The organism is Paenibacillus taichungensis, from assembly GCF_003287275.1.
Taxonomy (GTDB): Bacteria; Bacillota; Bacilli; order Paenibacillales; family Paenibacillaceae; genus Paenibacillus; species Paenibacillus taichungensis_A.
In genome coordinates this window covers 165,049-185,460 of sequence record NZ_QEVW01000010.1, presented here as the reverse complement: position 1 = coordinate 185,460, position 20,412 = coordinate 165,049, and the positions used below count along the sequence as shown (strand labels likewise).

The 20,412-nt window shown below is 47.0% G+C and carries 15 protein-coding genes; 5 read left to right on the top strand and 10 right to left on the bottom strand.

Going from position 1 to position 20,412, the window contains the following annotated elements; all coding sequences use genetic code 11:
• Positions 1-128: 128 nt before the first annotated feature.
• The 5 genes from DC345_RS17740 to DC345_RS17720 form a co-directional block, all read right to left on the bottom strand.
• Positions 129-1,550 (bottom strand): arabinan endo-1,5-alpha-L-arabinosidase, encoded by a 1,422-nt coding sequence (locus tag DC345_RS17740; protein ID WP_113054200.1) that lies wholly within the window; start codon positions 1,548-1,550, stop codon positions 129-131.
• Between the two features lie 56 nt (positions 1,551-1,606).
• Positions 1,607-2,449 (bottom strand): carbohydrate ABC transporter permease, encoded by an 843-nt coding sequence (locus DC345_RS17735; RefSeq protein ID WP_090894108.1) that lies wholly within the window; start codon positions 2,447-2,449, stop codon positions 1,607-1,609.
• Between the two features lie 26 nt (positions 2,450-2,475).
• Positions 2,476-3,366: a carbohydrate ABC transporter permease gene (locus DC345_RS17730; protein WP_062324023.1), complete on the bottom strand. Its 891-nt coding sequence runs from the start codon at positions 3,364-3,366 to the stop codon at positions 2,476-2,478.
• A gap of 241 nt (positions 3,367-3,607) precedes the next feature.
• A complete protein-coding gene (locus DC345_RS17725; protein ID WP_113054189.1) occupies positions 3,608-4,948 on the bottom strand; it encodes an ABC transporter substrate-binding protein in 1,341 nt (446 codons plus the stop codon).
• Between the two features lie 132 nt (positions 4,949-5,080).
• Positions 5,081-6,040 (bottom strand): arabinan endo-1,5-alpha-L-arabinosidase AbnA, encoded by a 960-nt coding sequence (locus DC345_RS17720; RefSeq protein ID WP_113054199.1) that lies wholly within the window; start codon positions 6,038-6,040, stop codon positions 5,081-5,083.
• A 351-nt stretch (positions 6,041-6,391) separates the two neighbouring features.
• Between DC345_RS17720 and DC345_RS17715 the strand changes: the two genes are divergently transcribed.
• Together DC345_RS17715 and DC345_RS17710 are read left to right on the top strand one after the other, a co-directional pair.
• Positions 6,392-7,309 (top strand): ArsR/SmtB family transcription factor, encoded by a 918-nt coding sequence (locus DC345_RS17715; RefSeq protein WP_076290172.1) that lies wholly within the window; start codon positions 6,392-6,394, stop codon positions 7,307-7,309.
• Positions 7,310-7,608: 299 nt separating this feature from the next.
• The gene (locus DC345_RS17710; RefSeq protein WP_181586631.1) at positions 7,609-8,136 is read left to right on the top strand and encodes an NAD(P)H-dependent oxidoreductase; all 528 of its coding nucleotides are present in this window, start codon (positions 7,609-7,611) and stop codon (positions 8,134-8,136) included.
• Between the two features lie 88 nt (positions 8,137-8,224).
• Here the strand turns inward: DC345_RS17710 and DC345_RS17705 are convergent, their stop codons facing one another.
• Both DC345_RS17705 and DC345_RS17700 read right to left on the bottom strand, forming a co-directional pair.
• Positions 8,225-8,584 (bottom strand): winged helix-turn-helix transcriptional regulator, encoded by a 360-nt coding sequence (locus tag DC345_RS17705; protein WP_113054187.1) that lies wholly within the window; start codon positions 8,582-8,584, stop codon positions 8,225-8,227.
• 42 nt (positions 8,585-8,626) lie between these two features.
• On the bottom strand, positions 8,627-9,511 hold the full coding sequence (locus tag DC345_RS17700) for a helix-turn-helix domain-containing protein (RefSeq protein WP_397333677.1): 885 nt from the start codon (positions 9,509-9,511) through the stop codon (positions 8,627-8,629).
• Between the two features lie 163 nt (positions 9,512-9,674).
• On the opposite strand from DC345_RS17700, the gene DC345_RS17695 reads away from it, so the two are divergent.
• The 3 genes from DC345_RS17695 (at position 9,675) to DC345_RS17685 (ending at position 15,530) form a co-directional block, all read left to right on the top strand.
• Positions 9,675-11,363, top strand: a complete 1,689-nt coding sequence (locus DC345_RS17695) for an ABC transporter substrate-binding protein (RefSeq protein WP_113054185.1) — start codon at positions 9,675-9,677, stop codon at positions 11,361-11,363.
• A 9-nt stretch (positions 11,364-11,372) separates the two neighbouring features.
• Positions 11,373-12,890, top strand: coding sequence for a glycoside hydrolase family 43 protein (locus DC345_RS17690; RefSeq protein ID WP_113054184.1), 1,518 nt, complete (start codon positions 11,373-11,375; stop codon positions 12,888-12,890).
• Positions 12,891-13,229: 339 nt separating this feature from the next.
• The gene (locus DC345_RS17685; RefSeq protein WP_113054183.1) at positions 13,230-15,530 is read left to right on the top strand and encodes a helix-turn-helix domain-containing protein; all 2,301 of its coding nucleotides are present in this window, start codon (positions 13,230-13,232) and stop codon (positions 15,528-15,530) included.
• Between the two features lie 109 nt (positions 15,531-15,639).
• Here DC345_RS17685 and DC345_RS17680 read toward each other — a convergent pair whose 3' ends face one another.
• Genes DC345_RS17680 through DC345_RS17670 form a run of 3 tightly spaced genes read right to left on the bottom strand, consistent with a single transcriptional unit; the run spans position 15,640 to position 20,355 of the window.
• A complete protein-coding gene (locus tag DC345_RS17680) occupies positions 15,640-16,686 on the bottom strand; it encodes a glycoside hydrolase family 18 protein (protein ID WP_113054182.1) in 1,047 nt (348 codons plus the stop codon).
• Positions 16,687-16,691: 5 nt separating this feature from the next.
• Positions 16,692-19,325, bottom strand: coding sequence for a transglutaminase domain-containing protein (locus DC345_RS17675; protein ID WP_113054181.1), 2,634 nt, complete (start codon positions 19,323-19,325; stop codon positions 16,692-16,694).
• A gap of 7 nt (positions 19,326-19,332) precedes the next feature.
• Positions 19,333-20,355, bottom strand: coding sequence for a carbohydrate-binding family 9-like protein (locus DC345_RS17670; protein ID WP_113054180.1), 1,023 nt, complete (start codon positions 20,353-20,355; stop codon positions 19,333-19,335).
• Positions 20,356-20,412: the final 57 nt, after the last annotated feature.

Genomic DNA, 20,412 nt, shown 5'->3' with positions numbered 1-20,412 from the left:
TGAAAGCAACAGCTTCGCTCTAACCGCGCTCGCTGAACCAAATCCAAACTCCGAGCCATCGGTGTGGCTCTGTTTCTATGGGGTCGACCGCTTTTCTCGGTCGACTTCACCTAACACTGGGCGGCTCTCTATTTCTCCGCGGCGCTAATCTGCTTGCCCCAGACAGCAATGCCGCGGTCGCTCAGGCCAGTAACCACAAGTGCAGGCTGGCTTCGCTCCCAGTCCCAGGACGGGAGCAACTTCAGCTCTTCTGTGGAGGCTCCGCCCCACGGGCTTTCTTTCCACTCCAGCGTCAGTGTTTGTTTGCCGTCAAACGTCCATTTGCCTGAACCGTTTTCGCTTTTCAATTTGCCGTTGGCTTGCAAGGTGTAAGGCACTGCCTGTACCTGTCCGTCCACCGACGGATCAACAGCCAGACCTTCCCACTCCCCGGCAATCATCGACTTCGGTATGTCCTGTGCGTACTCCCCTGCATAACGTTCCGGTGATACAACAGGCCAGCCGTCCTTGGTCCACAGCATTTTACGTACATGCAAGTACGGCCAGTTTTTATCCGTCTCGCCTCTCGCATGATGCACGATATAATAATCGTCACCATCTTTAAGAACCGAGTTATGTCCTGGTGCAACCCAGCCCTCACCTTCGGTGAAGCGATAGCCACCCAGAATTTTGGTTCCTACTTCGTATTGAGGCAGATGCTCCGTATCCAGCATGTTCATGCCATTTACATCCGTATAGGGGCCTGTAATGGAATCAGCGCGGGCTACACGCACGTTATAATCTTCGAATAAAGAATCATATGAGACGAATAGATAATACTTTTTAAATTCCGGGTTATAGACAATATATGGCCCCTCCACCGCACCTTCTTCCGTAGCACGATCACGGGCAGCAATGCGGGTACCATACCCCTCTTCCTTGAACTTTCCGGTTTCCGGATCGAGAGGTGCAATGTATATCCCGTCAAAAAAGGAACCGTAAACCATCCATGAATTGCCTTCGGCATCCAAGACTGGATTGGCATCAATGGCATTCAACTTATCCTTTTCATTCTCGGATGTTTTAACAACCAATCCTTCATCTGTCCAAGGACCTTCCGGGGACGGGGATGTCTGCAAACCGATGGCCGACCGCGTGCTGCCAAAGGTCGAAGCCGAATAATACATTCGGTAGGTATCACCAACCTGAATCACATCCGGTGCCCACAGGTTAACTGCACCTGTCCAATCAAGCGCTTCCTTTGGGATACCTGGCAATGCTTGACCTACCCATTTCCAGTTAATTAAATCATCCGATTTGCGTACCATGACGCCCGGTTTCGCTTCCCCTGCTACACGAACGTCTGTGGAATAGACGTAATATCCCTGATCTGTTTTGATAATAGCCGGATCATGCGCATTGTTCACCGTCCAACGGGATTCGTCGTCCAGAATGGAGGTGTCATACAATTGAGTATCTTGGGGAGCATCCGGAAAGACTGGCGGGGAAACTGATTCCCCTGCTCCATCTCCAGAACAGCCTGTAGCCCCAACCAGCAGCATAAGCAACATGGAAGCAACAACTCCTTTTCCTGAATTCGTCCACCCGCGGAATATTCTCCGCTGATTCATCCTTTCACTCCAGAGATCGCTACCGATTCAATAATCTGTTTCTGGAAGATCAGGAAGATGATCAACACCGGCAGCAGCGCAACAATGGACGCCGCCATAATAAGCGGGTAATCCGTCTGGATCGCATACGTGGCATTGAAGTTCGCAATAACGAGCTGTAGTGTCTGCTTCTCTGGTGAATTCAGATAAATAATCGGTGCCAGATAATCATTCCAGATGCCCATGAACCAGAGAATCAGTTGAGCTGCAATCGCTGGTTTAATGAGCGGGAACGTAATGCTGGAGTACAGTCGGAAATAGGAGCTGCCATCAATTTTCGCTGCTTCAATAATGGCATCAGGTACACTAAGCAGGTATTGACGAAGGAAGAAGATCATAACGACGTTCCCAAATAATCCGGGAACGATAAGCGGCAAGAGCGTGTCCACCCAGCCCAGCTTGGAGAACATGATGAATTGCGGAATCATGACCGTCGGATACGGAATCATCATCGATGCGAGCAATGCAAGAAACAGTTTGTTTTTATGCGGAAATCTCAATTTGGCAAAAGCAAAGGCAGCGATACTCGACGTAAACGTCCCGACAACGGTAACACTGATCGCCACGATCAAGCTGTTTTTGATCCCGCTGAGTAACGGACCTGCTTCCCAGATTTCCTTATACTTTCCGAATTGGAACACTTCAGGTATCCACACGGGCGGAAGTGCGAACACATCCTGCTTCTCCTTCACAGAAGTGGACAACATCCAGATCAGTGGTGCAATCATCGCAATAGCACCAAGTGCCAAAACGATAAAAATGATAGAGTTCGTTAGTTTCCTCTTTTGACTGTAAGACATCTCCGGTTCACTCCTTTCCTAGACCATTAATCCCCATCATAGGCTGATTTTTCGTTCATTTTGAACTGCACCAAGGTAATGACAAAAATGAAAATACCAAGAATCATGGCCATCGCAGAGGCATAACCCATTTGCAGGTTACTGAATGCTTTCTGCCAGATGTAGAAGACAATCGATGCGGATGAATATTCAGGACCACCCGTAGGCGTCATAATGTTCATTTCAGTGAAGATTTGGGAACCACCAATAATATTCGTAACAACGAGGAAAAAGGTAACCGGCTTCACCATCGGCCAGGTGATGTTGCGGAAAATCTGGAACCCGTTCGCTCCATCAAGCTCAGCCGCTTCGTAATATGTACGTGATACACTTTGCAGTGCAGCCAGATACAATAACATCGTATAACCCAGACCTTTCCACACCGTCATAATAATCAGGGCCGGTTTAACCGTATCTTTGTTTGCGAGCCAGTTAGGGCCTTCAATACCGAACAGATCAAGGAATTGGTTCACTAATCCGTAATCCCCGTTGTACGCCCAGTTCCACATGATGGACACCGCTGCGAGGGAAGAAATGACCGGAATATAATAGATCACACGGAACGTTGTAGTGCCGGGAATTTTACGATTCAGACCCATCGCCAGCAGCAATGCAAGCAACAAACCAATCGGGATACCCAGCATCAGATAAAAGGTGTTGAACATTGCTTTGTAAAACAGATCATCCGTGAGCAAATCCTTAAAATTGGCTAAACCGATAAAGTTCATCTGTCCCAAGCCATCCCAATCCGTAAACGAACCGTACAAGGAATATAGGAAAGGGAACAGAACAAAGATCAGCAAACCAAGAACCGGAGGCAAAATAAACAAATATCCGTACAGCCTCTCTTTGCGATACAAACTAGATTTTGTAATCACTGCGCTCACCCCTGTTTCTAATATCAGCATGTTGCATGAATCGATACACGCCTGCTTGCTCGATCAATTCATGCAACATACCCGTATGGAATCCAAAATGATGCCAGCAGCGTGATAGCAGGCTGCTGGCACCGCCTTTTTTTGAACACGGAATCTATTACTCTATCCATTTGGTGGGCTGCTTCTCTCTAGAACCTACCCTTCAATCTTTTCAGTCACACTTCAGCATGTTGCAAAATGCTTATTTCTGAGATTTTTTCTCTTGCTCTACTGCTTTGTCCAACAGTTTCTGCATTTTTGGCTGCTGCTGCTTCACATATTCTGCGGCTGTAATCTTGCCATCCAGTACGGGCTGGATATCAGTGAAGAACAGGTCATACCATTCCGCATTGTACGTGTAGTTCCCTGGAAGCGCGCGGCCGTAATCTTCCACGATATCAATGAATTCCTGTTTGTTGGCCGGTTTCGTTGAAGTATCCTTGGCCCACTCGTCTGCCATATCAAGCAGATTCGGAATTTGTACTTTGGCATCAACCAACTGCTGCATGCCTTCTTTGGAAGCTGTGAGGTAATTAACCAATGCCGCAGCTTCTTCCGGATGTTTCGTTTTGGCCGATACACCGATACCGAGTGAACCGATCCACGTCGCTGATTTTCCGGTAGAGCCGGCAGGGAAAGGCAGCAGGTCATACTCGAAAGGCAGTTTCTCGAATGTACTCATATCCCACGGACCTACCGGGAAGAAAGCCATTTCCCCTTTCATCCAGCGTTGGTACGTATCCAATGTTTGCGCTTCCTCAATGGAAGGCGTGATTTTGTATTTGTTTTGCATGTCTGCAAAGAATTGCAGTGCTTCCGCAAATTTCGGATCATCAATGGTTACCTTTGTTTTGCTGTCATCCAACCAGTCTGCACCATTGCTCCATACAAAGGACTGCAGCGCCCATTGTACGTTGAAGCCTGTACCAAATACGTCCGGTTTACCGTCTCCATTCGTATCCTTGGTTGCTTGTTGGTTGACCTTGATGAATTCGTCCCATGTGTAAGGCTTGTCCTTATCAGGGAATGGGATGCCCTCTTTTTCAAATAATGTTTTGTTATAACCGAGTGCAAACGGACCCAGATCTTTCGGCATGCCGTAGAGATCGCCCTGACCTGCCATTTTGCCATCATAGCGATACAGATCCACACCATATTTCCAGATGTTATCCAGATCTACGTCCGCATTATTTTCAATGTAAGGTGTCAGGTTCATTAGCACATTGCTGTTCACATAGGCTTTCACATCACCAGGGTTAAAATAAAATACGTCCGGCAAGCTGTTGCCTGTAATGGCAGCTCTCAATTTTGTCGCATATTGATCTGCAGCTGTTACGATAATTTTGACTTTGACACCTGGATGCTCTTCTTCAAACTTTTTAACAACGGCTTGATATGCCTTTTGTTCATCTGTGCCACCACGGAACATGAATGTCAATTCCTTGTCCCCGCTTGATCCGCTGCTTCCTCCGCAGCCCGCAAACACGAGTGCACTTACCAGCATTAAAAGCATAAGTGTGACCAATCTTTTTTTCTTTACCATCTGAACCCCTCCTGATCTGGATTTGTAACCGTATTCAATTCAGTAAAATAAGATTTCTGTTGTTAAATTTATCAAATCCAGATCACTTTAGTCAATACTTTGTTAAAACATTTTATATTTATTTAAAACAAACTAGTAGGTTGGCCAGCCGCTGGAATCCCACAGCAGGTCGTTGATTAGCAGCTTCGGATTGCCATTATCATCAGCATCATAGGCGTGGCGCGCAATCACATTACCGTTATACACATCCTGACCGCCCGGTCCCTTCCATTTGACATTCCCCGAATCCAATAGGGTTCCGCCACCATTCAACATGTTCACACCGTTTTTGTCCACATACGGTCCTGTGATACTTGTCGAACGTCCATAGACCATTTTGTACGTGCTATTTACGCCCTGGCAGCAGGAATCAATGGAGGCAAACAAGTAATAATAACCGTTACGGTACACAATACTTGGTGCTTCGATGGCCCCGCCATTATTCGGACGCGCCGCAATGGAGGATATGCTTCCGGTCGGTTTCATTGTGTTTTTGTCCAGTTTCACAATCTTCAGACCGCTCCAGAAAGAACCGAAAGCCAGCCACGGGTTGCCTGAAGCATCGATGACCAGATTCGGATCAATAGCGTTATAATCGTTGGCGGTTGTGGTTTGAAGTACTAACCCCTCATCCTTCCACTGACCTGCTCCAATGCTGGTTGCAGACGCAAGCCCGATCGCAGATCTGTTGGAGCCAAAGGTAGAGATGGAATAATACAGCCACACTTTTCCGTTGTACTGCTCCACGTCAGGCGCCCATACTTCCAGACCGCTCTGTCCCGGAACGGCAGAGGCCCACCAGGAGGGCTTGCTCAGAAAAATCTGCGGAACACGATACCAGGAGGAGCCATTATCTGATTTCAGGACCTGAATGCCAGGACCTGTTGAGAAGGTATACCATGAGTTTCCTTCTTTGATGATGGATGGATCGTGGACGGCAATATCTCCGCTCAGATTCCAAAATGCCGCGAATGCCCGGGACTGACCCGCCAATAGCAAAACAAGTACAAGTAGTGCAGGTAATGCCCAACGTTTCTTCCTGAATCCTGTCATTCCTTTGAACTTTTCCAAATCGAATCCACCTCTCCTGATCAAATAGTTAATTTGGTTCATGAAGTATTAAATCAATTTAGGTATACTAGGATTATAAAAGCGGTTACATCACATTTCAATGGTATATTTCAAATATATATGAAATGATTTAAGTTATTTTCTAAAGTAAATATTCATCAATTTATGAATATTACGCCCATTTATGCTATGTATATAAGGGATTTGGCTTCCTTTACTCCGCCCTTCCCTTCCATCGGGTAATCATTTATAATTATCTAAAACAAACCATATAAATGTGCAAAAGCCTGGGTCAGCAGGGCTTTGTTCAGAACGTGGAAAGGAAAACCACCTATGATTTATATTAAAGATCTGATGTCTGGCGTTAATATTTTCAAGGCACTCAGTTCGGAAATTCGGATCCAGATCATTGAACTGCTTGCCAAGAACCAGAGTCTTAACCTCAATGATCTCGCAACCAAACTGGGGCTCAGCAATGGCGCCATTACAATGCATATTAAGAAATTGGAAGAAAGCGGTCTGATTGAGATCAATACTGCGGTTGGTAAACATGGAATTCAGAAGATATGTTATCTCAATGAGGAAAAATTAATGGTGGACCTGCGTTCACAGGAGATTTATAACCGATACGAGGTTGAAATTCAGGTAGGGCATTATAGCGATTATCAGGCAGCTCCTACATGTGGTCTCGCTACCCGGGACAGCATTGTCGGTGAGTTCGATGATCCACGTTACTTTGCTGATCCACTCCGTATTGATGCGGAGATGATTTGGCTAGCCGAAGGTTATCTCGAATATCGAATTCCCAACTACCTTAAGCCCAACCAAACGTTCAGCGAAATCCAGTTGTCCATGGAATTGGGTTCGGAGGCACCAGGTTTTTGCGACAACTACCCTTCGGATATTTATTTCTACGTTAACGGCATCGAGATTGGTTGTTGGACGAGCCCAGGAGATTTTGGTAATACCCGTGGTACGTTCAATCCGGACTGGTGGCCGCCGCATCTGAATCAATACGGGATGCTGAAACTGATCCGTATCACCCAAGAGGGCAGCTATATTGATGGATGCCGCATCTCCGATGTAACTCTGGACGAGATTGGCCTGGATTACAAAAGCGATATCCACTTTCGAATTGCTGTAACGGACGGACCAGTGAACAAACGCGGATTGACGATCTTTGGCAAAAATTTCGGCAATTATGGTCAGAATCTGCTTGCCCGTGTGCTCTATAATGTGCAAGAGGAATAATGACTTCATTACGAACACACCACGTTTATAACTTAAAAATTAATAAACAGCCGCCAAGCATTAATCTGGCGGCTATACTCCTTTCTATGACTTAACCTTCCCGAGACGCTCTGCATGTTCCCATAACCCCCTGCCACACCTCATATCCATGACCGTTTGGAGTGCCTCTAATGAACATACAAAACGACCGGTGGTACTTACCTTAAGGTAAGTACCTGTACTAAAAGTGCATACTTACATCCTGGCAATTCTCCCTTTATACTCAAGAAACATTATAGCTTAGAGAGGAAGAATTCATTTTGAAAACACTTGTCATCGTAGCACATCCCAACCCGGAAACGTCGGTCATCAACAAACGATGGATAGAAGAACTCCAACAATATCCAGAAAAATATACGGTACATGAACTTTATAAAGTTTACCCTGATGGACATATTGATGTGCAGCAAGAACAGCAGCTCATTGAAAGTCATGACCATCTTGTGTTGCAATTTCCGTTCTATTGGTTCAGCAGCCCACCTCTTCTTAAACAATGGCTGGATGAAGTTTTTACGTATGGCTGGGCTTACGGCTCCAAGGGGGACAAATTGCAGCAACGCAAAGTCGCTTTGGCCGTATCTGCCGGAATCAAAGAGGCGGATTACACGGAAGAGGGCAAATATCGCTATACCCTTGGACAACTGCTAACGCCTTTTGAGACGACTTTCTATTACTGCGATGCCGATTATCGGCCATTCTTTGCCTTCTACGGGGCAGAACATGAACCTACAGCAGATGAATTGGAACAAAGCGCACATAACTATTTACGTTTCATGGAGAACTTCTAAAGCCCACTCAGAGCAGATCAAAAAAGCAGTATCTCCAATTTTCAAGAGATACTGCATTTTGCTTTTTTAATCTCTCACAACCTGACCGTTAGCATTGTATTAACCCTGGGGCAGACGCCATATTGGCTTCTCCCCAATCACACATCATATCTAACAGTGGCATTATTGATTTTCCTCGTTCCGACAATGAATATTCAACTTTGGGCGGAATTTGGGGATATTCTTTGCGTAGAATCAGATCATGTTCCTCTAACTCCTTAAGCATGACGCTCAATGTTTTGTAAGAAATGGTACCAATGCTTCTCTTCAGCTCATTATGCCTCATCACTTTGTTTTCGGACAGCCAATATAGAATAACCATTTTATATTTACCGTTTACCAGGGACAGCGTATATCCAAAGCCGGTATCTTTTAGTGCCACTCCAGTTGGAACACAGGTTTCTCTCACACTCACCCCTCCTTCATTCGTTCATCACACCACAGCGGCATGTTATAGAGATTGCCTGTACGTTTTGGGAGAAATGCCATACATCTTTGTGAACTGCCGGGTAAAATAATTGCTATCGTTAAACCCGCATTCATAAGAAATTTCAGTAATGGACAGGTTCCCCTGTTTTAACAGATAACACGCCTTCTCCAGTCGCAGCTTCTGTAAATACGAGATGGGCGTCATCTGATAATAGGATCGAAAGATGCGATTCAGATGCCGTATAGAAACATTCGACTTCCCTGCAATCTCTTCCAAGGTCAGGGGTTCCAGATAATGATCCTCGATATAGGAAATGGCATTCGCCAGATGCATCAGATTAGTGCCCTCAATCCCCTTCTCCTGTGTCTCATAATGCCTCGACAGATAAACAACCATCTCCGTAAAACGGGAGATCAGCATCGTCTGATATCCTTGCTGTCTGCTTCTATACTCCTCAATCATGACAGAGATCAGTGATTCCACATACTCCAGATTGGAAATAGGCAAGGACATTTTACTCGGATAGGAGTGAATATTGCGATAAAACGGCTCCAATACAAACAAAGCCTGAAACCCCTTTGATTTTCTCAGATCCGGTCCGGCGGAAGCAAGCATTTCGGGTCTGAACATAATGTTGCATATCTGAAAATCATGAGGATCTCTGTAGGCATGCGGAGTGGAACCATTAATCACAAATACATTGCCTTTCTTAACAAAAAACTCCTCCGTATTAACAACATGTGTCGCATTGCCATTCAGGACAATAACAAGTTCCGAAAAGTCCACATGCTTATGAAGTTCGGTGTCTTCGTCATGTCCTCCATATTGAATGTAGAACGGAAATTCCAAATCAGCTGTAAACCAATTCAAATAGGCGTTGCTCAACAGTTCGCCTCCATGATTCATGTTGGAATGAATGTCTATATCATGCTACTCCATGACCGAAAAATCAAGGTTTGCCGATCATTGGTTCTCTATAATTCCTCATGTAGCGATGCAAATACAGCACAGATTGAGTGATTATTGTAAGCGAATTCAAGAAATTAACGAATAACATTAGGAGGTCATTATGGTTCATTCGATGAGAAAGATTGCAAAAGTTTCCGTTGCACTTACACTCTCATTAAGCTTGCTGACAGGGTGCAGTAGTGGCAATGAAAGCTCAGAAAACAAAGAAGGAAATGCCAGTGATACTTCGCCGATGACGTTGACTTTCTTTGGAGCAGATTCCAACGCGAACTGGAATAAGATGCAGGATGATGTCGGCAAGGAAATTACCAAGCAGACAGGCATCACACTGGATGCCGAATTCGCAGTATCGGACCCCGCACAGAGACTGGCACTGATCGCAGCAAGTGGTGATTACCCCGATCTGATCAGTCCCAAGGGGGATTTGGACAAATTGGTTGATGCAGGAGCAATGCTGGACCTTACTGATCTGATCGATCAACATGCCCCAAACATCAAAAAACTCTTCGGTGACCAAATCAAACGTCTGCGCTACAGTAACGACGATCCTTCCATCTATGTCATTCCTACCTACTCAGCCATAGACGGGGTCAACTTCGTGGCTGGTGCAGGTTTTGAGCTTCAGCATCGTGCTGTGCAGGAGGCCGGGTATCCTCAGATCAAGACACTGCAAGATTATGAAAATGTCATTCGATCTTATTTGGAGAAGCACCCTACCGATGAGAATGGTAACAAAAATATCGGCATGACATTAAACGCGGATGACTGGCACATTCAAATTACCGTGACAAATCCCGCGGCTGAGACTACTGGTAAATCCGGTGATGGAGAGTACTACATTGATCCGGAAACGCATGAAGCAACCTACCATTTCCGCACGGAAGGTGAGAAAGAGTACTTCCAATGGCTTAACCATATGTATAACACTGGGTTGCTTGATCAGGAGTCTTTTATTCAGAAAAACGATCAATATCTGGCCAAAGTCGCTTCTGGTCGTGTCATCGGTCTGATCGATGCAGACTGGGGCTACTCCGATGGGGAAAAGGCGCTGAAGGCTGCAGGAAAAAATGATCAAACCTATGGACATTATTCTGTCATGCTATCCGATCAATACAAGGATAACCGATACCAGTCCACTGGGTTCATGGCTGGCTGGGGTGTAGGCATAACTGAAAGTGCAGAAGATCCGGTCCGAGCCATTAAATTTCTGGATTTTCTCGCTTCCGAGGAAGGCCAAATCCTTAACTATTGGGGCATAGAAGGTAAGCAATATACGATGGAGGACGGTAAGCGAGTTGTACCCGCGGATGTGCAGCATCGCATTATTAATGACAATATCGCCTTCACCAGAGAATCCGGCGTAGGCCTTTACACCAATATAGGTGGTCATTACGGGGATGGCGCGAAAGACTCTACTGACAATTATTATACCAAGAACTTCCCGGAACAGATTATTGAGAATTATACAGATGTAGAGAAAGAGACCCTTCAAGCTTACGATGCAACGACCTGGATGGATCTGTTTCCGAACGAAAAGGATTTCCCGGTAAAACCATGGGGAGCGGTATGGAATATCTCTGTGCCAAGTGATGATGAAATCAACATTATAGCTAATAAAGTGAAGGATATTACATGGAAACAGATTCCGCTGGCCGTCATGGCGAAACCGGAAGAATTCGATGCCATCTGGAATGACTATCAGCAGAAGCTTGTTGATGCAGATGTCGAAAAAATGGAGCAGGGATTCACCAAATACGTCCAGGATCGCGTTAAACTCTGGAATGAATAGGAGCACTATATGATGTCGAACTACACCAATCCCGTGATTCCGGGCTTCTATCCAGATCCCAGCATCTGTCGGGTAGACGAAGATTATTACCTCGTAACCAGCACGTTTGAATATTTCCCGGGTGTACCCCTTTTTCATAGCAAAGATCTTGTGAATTGGCGACAGATTGGCCATGTACTCACTTCTGCCGAACAGCTTCCACTCTCCAAAGCGGGCAGTTCCGGAGGTATTTATGCGCCAACTCTACGCCACCATGATGGCTGGTTCTACATGACAACTACCAATGTAAGCGGAGGCGGCAACTTCTATGTACGAAGCATGAAACCTGAAGGACCTTGGTCCGATCCTATTTTTGTCGCCCAGGATGGCATAGACCCCTCCCTATTCTTTGATGATGATGGTCGTATTTACTTTCAATCCGCCTGTAATGGGAATGAAGGTGAGGGAATCTATCAATGCGAGATCGACATCTTGACGGGCAACAAGCTGACAGAGAGCCAGTTCATCTGGAAGGGAACTGGCGGTGCCGCACCTGAGGCCCCACACTTGTACAAAATAAATGGCCTCTACTATCTGATGATCGCCGAAGGGGGAACCGAATACGGGCATATGGAAACCATTGCACGAAGCACGGATCCATATGGGCCTTTCCATCCCTGCCCTCACAATCCGATCCTTTCGAACCGAAGCATGAAAAGCAGCATTCACGCCACTGGGCATGCCGATTTGGTGCAAGCACATGACGGAAGCTGGTGGGCGGTATGCCTTGGAATACGCCCAGCAGCCTACCCCTTGCGGCATCACTTGGGGCGTGAGACATTCCTCGCACCCGTGAACTGGACGAGTGAAGGATGGCCTATCATCGGTCATGACGGACATATTGAGCCTGTCATGATTGGCCCGCAGCTGCCTGAAGTCCAATGGCCCCACAAGGGAACCCGGGATGATTTCAATGTGTCCACACTTGGTCTGGACTGGATCTTCCTACGGAATCCAGCTCCAGATAGTTGGTCACTCACAGAACACCCGGGCCATCTTGTTCTGCGAGGAAACCCCGTATCTCTCAATGATAATGGAAATCCCGCCTTTGTAGGTCGTCGCTTGAGCCATTTCTTATGTAACTTGGCTGCCAAAATGAACTTTGATCCAACGCATGATGGCGACGAAGCGGGATTGACCGTCTATATGAATGAGAAATATCATTATGATCTGGCTATAACTCGGGTCAACGGTCACAAAAAAATGATATTCCGACGAACGGTTGGTACTTTAAGAACAGAGGTAATTCGGGACTGTGGAGCTGGACCTGCGATATTACAGATTCAGGCCCAGCGTGATATATTCACATTCTCCGTGCAGCAAGGTTCAACAACTGGCACTGTCCTCGGCTCGGGCGAAACCCATCTGCTCTCTACTGAAGTGGCGGGCGGCTTCACAGGAGTCATCATTGCCATGTATGCTCACAATCCATCAGGAGAAGATGCACCCAGTCTGTTCGATTGGTTTGATTATGAACCACTGGATTAAATAATCGTGTGACCTTCGAATATAAATGTACAAACTACAATATAACCTCTATTAAAATCATCCCCTTCAAGTTGATACTCTTTAAAAAGCCTTGTGTGGTAACATAAGGAAAGGAGTGAACTCGAAGGGGATTTTGCTATGGTTATCTACATCGATTCTCTCAAGAAACGTTCTGCATGACTCCCCTTAAATCTCAGAAAAGATTCATTGATTTATTAGAGAAGTTCTCCTAATATTTTTAGTAGGAACACCTAGTAGCTCGGCATCATGGTAATACTTCACTGTCTTTATGAGAGCGCTATCGCTGCAGCTCTAAAGAAAAACGGGAGGTTGCAGAGTATGAAATGGAATCACTTCAAGTCCAAGCTTCTGCTTAAGTACACACTATCCTATATCTCCATTTTCCTTATACCTCTTGTTATATTAACTATTATTATTTATCACAATGCTGTGGACACGCTCCGTTCAGAGATCGAGCAGACCAATGTCAATCAGTTGACCCAAGCAAAAACGGTCATTGATGACCGCATGAAGGAATTGCAGGACATCGCATTTCGTATCGCTTACGATGAGCAGCTGACCCGCTATTGGACTCACCATCCCTACTATAGCCGGGAATCGATTAGTGCTTTGGTCAAATACAAGGCGACCAGTTCCATTATCGATGAACTATTTCTGTTCTTCCGCGGAGATGATAACATCTACTCGTCTCAGGGCTCTGAGAACCTGGATGTATTCACGGGCCGCTACAAATTTAATACATGGAACAAAACGGACATGATCCGGGATTTGAATAACGTTCAGTTCCCCACGATACGACCAGCCGAGCAAGTCGTTCAAGGAACCAAAGTACCCAATTCCATGCTGGCCTACCTTGTACCGATTGCACCTAATAATACGCCTGCCCACGGCACTGTCATGTACTTGATTCACGAGTCCAATCTGACCGGATTGATTGATTCCATTCTCAGCGACTACCATGGGATGACTTATATTTTCGATAATTATGGGCAGGTGCTGGCCGCCAATTATAAAGGGGAAACCATTACCGAACAGGAAGTCAAATCTCTGTTTGAACTTGAGCCGGGAACCCACAGTCTCTCCTTAAATCAAGAACCGCATTCGGTTGTATCCGTCAAATCAGACGCGGGCTGGACTTATGTAACCGCTATGCCGAGCAATCAATTTTTTAGTCGAATCGTCCATATTCGTACCTTTGTTGTTCTTGTTTTCTCCTTCGTGGTCGTGATGGGCACCTTCCTTGCCATTATGTTGGCCCGAAGACAATACCATCCAATTTCAGACTTGATGGAGTTTATCCGTTTAAAAAATAATCCTGAACCTTCCACAACCAGCAACGAGCTGGAATGGATCAAGAAAACGCTGCATGATTACAGCCAGCGCGTGGACCTTCAGGAGCCCTACGCTCGTAATCATATTCTGCTCATGCTACTGAAGCATGGCCATACCGGAGAACTCCCTTCTGAGTTTACGGACAATCTCGGCATACGCTTTAACCGATCCCATTATTTTGTCATGACATTAGGATTGGAAATGTACGATTTTCCCAGCGGAGATCACCTCGAACAGCGTACTGTTATGCAGCTGATTAACGATATGGAACTGCCGGAGCTGTCTGCTTATGCTTACGGCGTGGAGCTTCCACAACCAGACCAAGTGGCCCTCATCGTCGGATTTGATGCCGAGGTAGGGTATGAATCCAGCTTGAATGCCCGTATGGAGTCTATTGTTGAATCACTGCAATCAATGATGGCAGATCACGTTGGAGTTGCTCCCGCAATCGGGATCGGCAACAACTACAGTTCTCCATTGCAGCTGAATCAATCCTACATTGAGGCATCAACCGCACTGGAAGCATCCATGCTCCACGGACAGGGCAGCAGCACCTTCTTCAACGCCCTTTCCGGCTCTAGTGAACAGGATTCTTCTTTCTGGGTACCTAAGGATGTGCTGCTTAAGCTGGATCAGAGCTTGAAACAGGGCAGTTACGATGTGGCGGTTCAGATGGTATCAACTGCGTTGAATACCTTGAAATCCGAAATGCCGTCTGTACCACTGCTACGATGCATCTGCTTTGATATTCTGAATACGATGCTCAAAACGGCCTCGGAGCTTGGCATTCATCATGTGGTTAATCAACTTCCAAGGATCACTTCCTACGATTCGTTGGAGGATTTGGAGAAAAAACTGAAAGGACTTGCCGCCGAAATCTGTGCTCATGTCGAGGCGAAGAGCGAGACGGAAGAAAGCTCCCTGATGGATGAAATCGTTGCTTATATTGATACCAATTACTCAGATTATGATCTCAGCCTGGGTACGATTTCATCGAAATTCACGATCTCTTCCTCGTATTTCAGCCGTTCCTTCAAAGAGAAGATCGGCATGAACTTTACCCAATATATCTGGCAGAAACGGATGGATGAAGTCATCCGGCTGCTGCTGCATACTAGCGATCCATTAAAAGATATCATCACACGCGTCGGTTATCTGGATACACCGAACTTCATCCGTAAATTCAAGAAAGAGACGGGTTATACCCCAGGGCAGTACCGCAAAATGCACCGTCCCAACGACTCCTCCGATTCCCCGGATGATGACGACGAGGAATGTCTTGGATAATGGATTCGTATAAAATAGAAACCTCCCCTGAACCTTTTGGTTAGAGGAGGTTTCTATTTATTTTCGGCCCGTATACACAATACGAATTGTCGAACCCGGCTCGCTTCTTCTATTTCTCTACCGGAACATCTTGAAGCCCTTGATGAATTGCACCCAGCAGACGATGGGTCGGATCACAGCCGTATTCCCAGAACATAATGCCGGCCAGGCCCTGATCCTTCACGTAATTGCATTTGCACTGAATTGATTCTTCATCATCATAAGAAATTAGGCTGGAACCGTTAAACAGGAACGGCGCGCAGGCTTCCTCATCCCAATAACGGATATAACCATTCTTATTGATGTACTTCGCTTGCAGCTCGGCAAATGCCGGACCGTAGCCGCCTGTACTACCGGCCATTTGGTGAAGGCCATGGTTTCGGTCAGGGACCTCAGTCCAGATCCGGGAGTAGAACGCAGCGCCGATTACGATCTTCTCTTTCGGAACGCCGGCGCGGATGAACAGGTTCACGGAAGCATCTGTACTAATTCGGAACAGATCCCCGGTTGGCGTATACAGATTCGTATGATGTCCGGTCAGAACCTGAAAACCGCCGCGCATATCATAGGTCATCAACTGCACAAAGTCCAGGTACTGCTGCACCTCAGCCATCTCTGTACCGTCTACGTAGTATTGATCAGCCCCTGCCGCAATGGTGAGCAGATAATGACGGCCATCCTCGGAGCCCTTGGCATCCAGCCTCTCCCGGATCGTCTTGAGAAGTAAGGTGAAATTCCGTTTGTCATCTGGACTGGATGCGATACCAGCTTCACCGTAAGAAGGATACTCCCAGTCCAGATCAATTCCGTCAAAAGGATAATCCTCCAGCACCCTAACCGCTGATGCAGCCATGCTGTCCCTCCCCGCATCGGTTGAGGCGGCCTCAGAGAAACCACCGGCGCTCCACCCGCCCACGGACAGCAGCACCGTTAGATTTGGATGCTTCTCCTTAATATTCCGGACAGCCTCTCCGTTTTTTAAATGCTCAATTGTGATTTCATCATTCTTGACATGACCGAAGGCTACATTCAGATGTGTTAACTTCAACAGATCCTCATCCGTCATGTCGGGAAGTACAGAATCAACGACATAACCAGCAGCAATATATTTCGTCATCCTCTTCACTCCGATCCATTCCATGATTGAGATATCGCAGCAGCAATCTGCAGAGCTTCCTTGCCTGTACCAATCTTGTACCCGGAGGCCGAATATCGAATTTGATCCTGATTATCCAGTACGAACAGATGCGGATAGCCCGCTTCCTGAGCGGCAGGTTTCGAAATAAAACTGGATAAGGACGCATAGCTGGAATCACGAACAAAAATCGTGCGTAGCGGCAGTTTCGGATAATTCACAGGGTCAAAGGAGGCGTTCCATTCCGTATCTCCGATCAGCAGCACGATTGGCACGCCCAGCTTATTAAGAGGCTCAGCGAGTTCACACAGCTCACGAATCAGATGTTTGGTCGGTTCCCGCTCCGGTTCAATCCAGGCAGCAATAGCTCCTTCTGATCCCAGAAGTTCCTCCAGTTGCACTTCAGAACCATCCAGATGAGTCAGCACACTGCCGGTTGTTAGTTTGCCCAGCACCGGGATGTCTACCTCCGTCTCGCGATAAGTCAGGACTACTTCAGCGGTGTCTCCAGCGCGAACAGTGCAGTAAATGAAGCGGACTCTTACCGTTCCATCTTTCAAACGGATGCCAGTCGTTAAACGATAAGCCCCCGGTTCAACCTCAAATGGATCGCTATAGACATCGGAATAACCATCCTGATAAATCAGCGTTTTGTACACCCCATCTTCCAGACGTGCCAATGTGAAATTCTCCGCATAGGATGCTGCCGGTGCATCCCCCTGAGCTTCTGAGTCCTTGAGGAGATGCAGCATTCCCCAGCTTGAGCTGTCCTCATTTCGAGAAGAGGTACGACCGAACACTGCATCCTCCCAACCTTGTTCACTCAGATACTGCGGTTTCTGCTCGCTCGGATGCAATCGGGCCGGAATACCCAAACTGCGGCACACGGCGACAAACAGAATATCCAGCGAAGGTGGGTCTCCCTTCATCAGACTATAAGTACCTACAGGGTTCCCCTTACCTTTCAGGTTAGGGAGATCCTCATAATACGAATAGTCCTGTTCCAGATTGCACGCAAGCATCGAAGGATCTTCCCTGAACGCCGCTGCTTCTTCCTCGGAATAAGCATTCTGGAATACAGATCGATAAGGCACCACCATTTCATAGGAGACCCGTGGGCACAGAATGTACTTCACAAATGTCTCCTCTGCCCATTGTCCACGCTGTGAAAGTGCACCAATAAGATGATCGTCCAATGTCAGCCGAAAAGTATCGATCAAGTCTTTTTCGTTCATCGACTCCAGCAACTGTAGTGGCCACTCACCAAATTCACCGGAACGTTCCTCTAGGAAAGCAGCGATTTCGCGGCTGTTGCCCCGTGCCTTCTGTAGAATATCCCGTACGCGCTCCGGAGGCAGTCCAGTTGTATGAGCCAATGCAAATGCATCTTCCTCACTCAGGAATGTATCCTCATATCCACTCCGAATCTTCGTACCTTCCTCCAGGCGGCGGTTGTGAGCCTGGATCTTCTCTTCCGGTAACGAAGCCACTACTTCTCCCTCCCCTTCTGGAGGAGGAACCATATCAAAATCCACGATCCCTGATGGCTGCTCTGATGAATCCAACACGATCTCAACATGATCGCTATCCTGAGCTTTGAATAGAATTTCACCCCACTTGCCACCACTAACCGCACGAATTAATAGGTCGCCATGACCCGTCTTAAAGGAAGCATCTCCCTGTGCATCAGTCTTGATTTCGGCGATGGGATAAAATTCAGCACTATTGTATAGCTCAAATCGGACACTCGCTTCAGGCACAGGCGCGCCCTGCTCATTTGTTACCTTCACGCGGATGGTATGCGCTGGCGCGTAGTTCTCCAGTAAATTGATCTCCGTATATCCCTTCTCGGAGAGTGTTATATCCTCCGGTCCCGGATAGTCGGCGAATATTCTCGTATTGATCAGCATGGCCCTACGGGCTGGTGGACTGAACCACCCTTGATTCAATCCGGCTTCCGGCTCACATGCCCCAATGTAATACCACTGGCCGTCCGCCCAGGCTTCTACCCAAGCATGATTGCTGTCACAGTGAGCCCAGCGTGGTGTGTAGACCTGACGGGCAGGTATGCCGATGCTACGAAGAGCGGCTACCGCCAGCGTGGATTCTTCTCCACAACGGCCGCGGGCATTTCGAATCATCGTCAGCGGCGATATCGTGCGCAGATCGCTGCCAATATAAGTCGCTTTCTCATGACACCAGTAATTGGTCTCCAGAATGGCATCCGCCATGGATAACTTCGCTGTCCGGTCAGCCAACTCGTCAAAGATAATGCCACGGAAATCTTCAATATTCTCTGTATTGATTCGATAGGGGAGTACAAAATGCAGAAACAGATGATCTGGTACACATCCCCCCCAAGGCACACGCTTGCGAATGTCCAGTGCCCGGCGCACATGACTGAGGAACAATTCCCCATCATAATCAGCCAAGTCGTTTACCGGCATGTAGGCATACACATATTTCAAAGCCCATTCCTCTTCTTCAGTTAAAGGCTGCTGAAACACATGAAACAGTTCATCTTTACGGGCATCCGCAAAGTTTAACTTCTCCTGGAACTTCTGCTCGATCCGCTCCAAGGACTGTGCATCCATCGAAAACACCAAGGTTTGGCTTGTCATAGGTGGCTCACTCCTTCCACAGCTTTCCGTCTTCCCGAATGCAGATTAAGGTAGTGCCGTCAGAGGAAGGCGTACTAATCTGGAATAGGCTACGGGTCGTTTCAATTACAGGCTGACAAATTAATGTTTCTTCACCCATGAGTAACTTCACATCCTGTGTAAATTCACCATGGGCTTCAAAATAATTGCGTTCACGGTAATAGAGTCTGCGAAGCTCCCATTTGATTCGTTCGTCTTCCGGCAGCTCAAAGGACTGATCCGTTCCGTCATCCGAAAATACGACATATCCCCATAGCTCCGGATAATGCATGTTAATAATACCCATGGGCGACCAGACCCAGTTGTCCTCCGGATAAGGTTTGCCTGTATCCGGATTCAGCACCTTGCGGTACTCCCCATCCTTCACTTCAGTCTGCCATTCCACTCGCGAGAAGTTGACACGCCAGAACTCGCCCGGTACAGGCGGACGATTGCCTTCGGCACATTCCTTCAGGCTGGTCCAGGGAATTGCCACCTCAACGCTCCATTTTCGGTTATCGGCGTCAGGTGTGTTCAGCTCCCCATCGATATGTACAGCTGTCTTAAGACCGCTGATATCCCAACCGTTGACCGGAGGCCCACCATCCCGATATGGCTTCACCAATAACAGGTCCCATACCGTATTGAGCGCATTGATCTCGAACTCATAATATTGGTGGGTATCCCCGTCGGGGTCGATAAAAATCTCAAAATCATTGTCATAGAAAATAACAGAATCCCGCTCGGTCAACGTAGCCCATATCTGATCTTCAATCAGTTCGGCAGCAAAGTAGAAATAGTCGTCGTCCCACAGCATTTTTACCCGAGTCTGTTTTCCGGGTTTCGGACGAAGATCCCCTTCGATATCAACGAAATCATCCGTCCAATCAGCTGCATCCCAGAATGCCTTATCTATGCGGCCGTCCAGCATCAGCGGTTCCTGCGCACGCTTGCATATATAATGTTTGGGAGCATACTCAATCTTCGGCTCAGGTACTCCACTTTGGTTCATATCGCTCTCTCTCCGCTTCATGAGGGAGGGCATGCATCTATAGGTGCATGCCCTCCC

Coding starts and splice junctions, on each gene's coding strand:
- DC345_RS17670 (WP_113054180.1), bottom strand. CDS start 20,355: ATGAACCAAAGTGGAGTACCTGAGCCGAAGATTGAGTATGCTCCCAAA.
- DC345_RS17715 (WP_076290172.1), top strand. CDS start 6,392: ATGATTTATATTAAAGATCTGATGTCTGGCGTTAATATTTTCAAGGCA.
- DC345_RS17685 (WP_113054183.1), top strand. CDS start 13,230: ATGAAATGGAATCACTTCAAGTCCAAGCTTCTGCTTAAGTACACACTA.
- DC345_RS17675 (WP_113054181.1), bottom strand. CDS start 19,325: ATGACAAGCCAAACCTTGGTGTTTTCGATGGATGCACAGTCCTTGGAG.
- DC345_RS17700 (WP_397333677.1), bottom strand. CDS start 9,511: ATGAATCATGGAGGCGAACTGTTGAGCAACGCCTATTTGAATTGGTTT.
- DC345_RS17720 (WP_113054199.1), bottom strand. CDS start 6,040: ATGACAGGATTCAGGAAGAAACGTTGGGCATTACCTGCACTACTTGTA.
- DC345_RS17740 (WP_113054200.1), bottom strand. CDS start 1,550: ATGTTGCTTATGCTGCTGGTTGGGGCTACAGGCTGTTCTGGAGATGGA.
- DC345_RS17690 (WP_113054184.1), top strand. CDS start 11,373: ATGATGTCGAACTACACCAATCCCGTGATTCCGGGCTTCTATCCAGAT.
- DC345_RS17680 (WP_113054182.1), bottom strand. CDS start 16,686: ATGACGAAATATATTGCTGCTGGTTATGTCGTTGATTCTGTACTTCCC.
- DC345_RS17725 (WP_113054189.1), bottom strand. CDS start 4,948: ATGGTAAAGAAAAAAAGATTGGTCACACTTATGCTTTTAATGCTGGTA.
- DC345_RS17735 (WP_090894108.1), bottom strand. CDS start 2,449: ATGTCTTACAGTCAAAAGAGGAAACTAACGAACTCTATCATTTTTATC.
- DC345_RS17695 (WP_113054185.1), top strand. CDS start 9,675: ATGGTTCATTCGATGAGAAAGATTGCAAAAGTTTCCGTTGCACTTACA.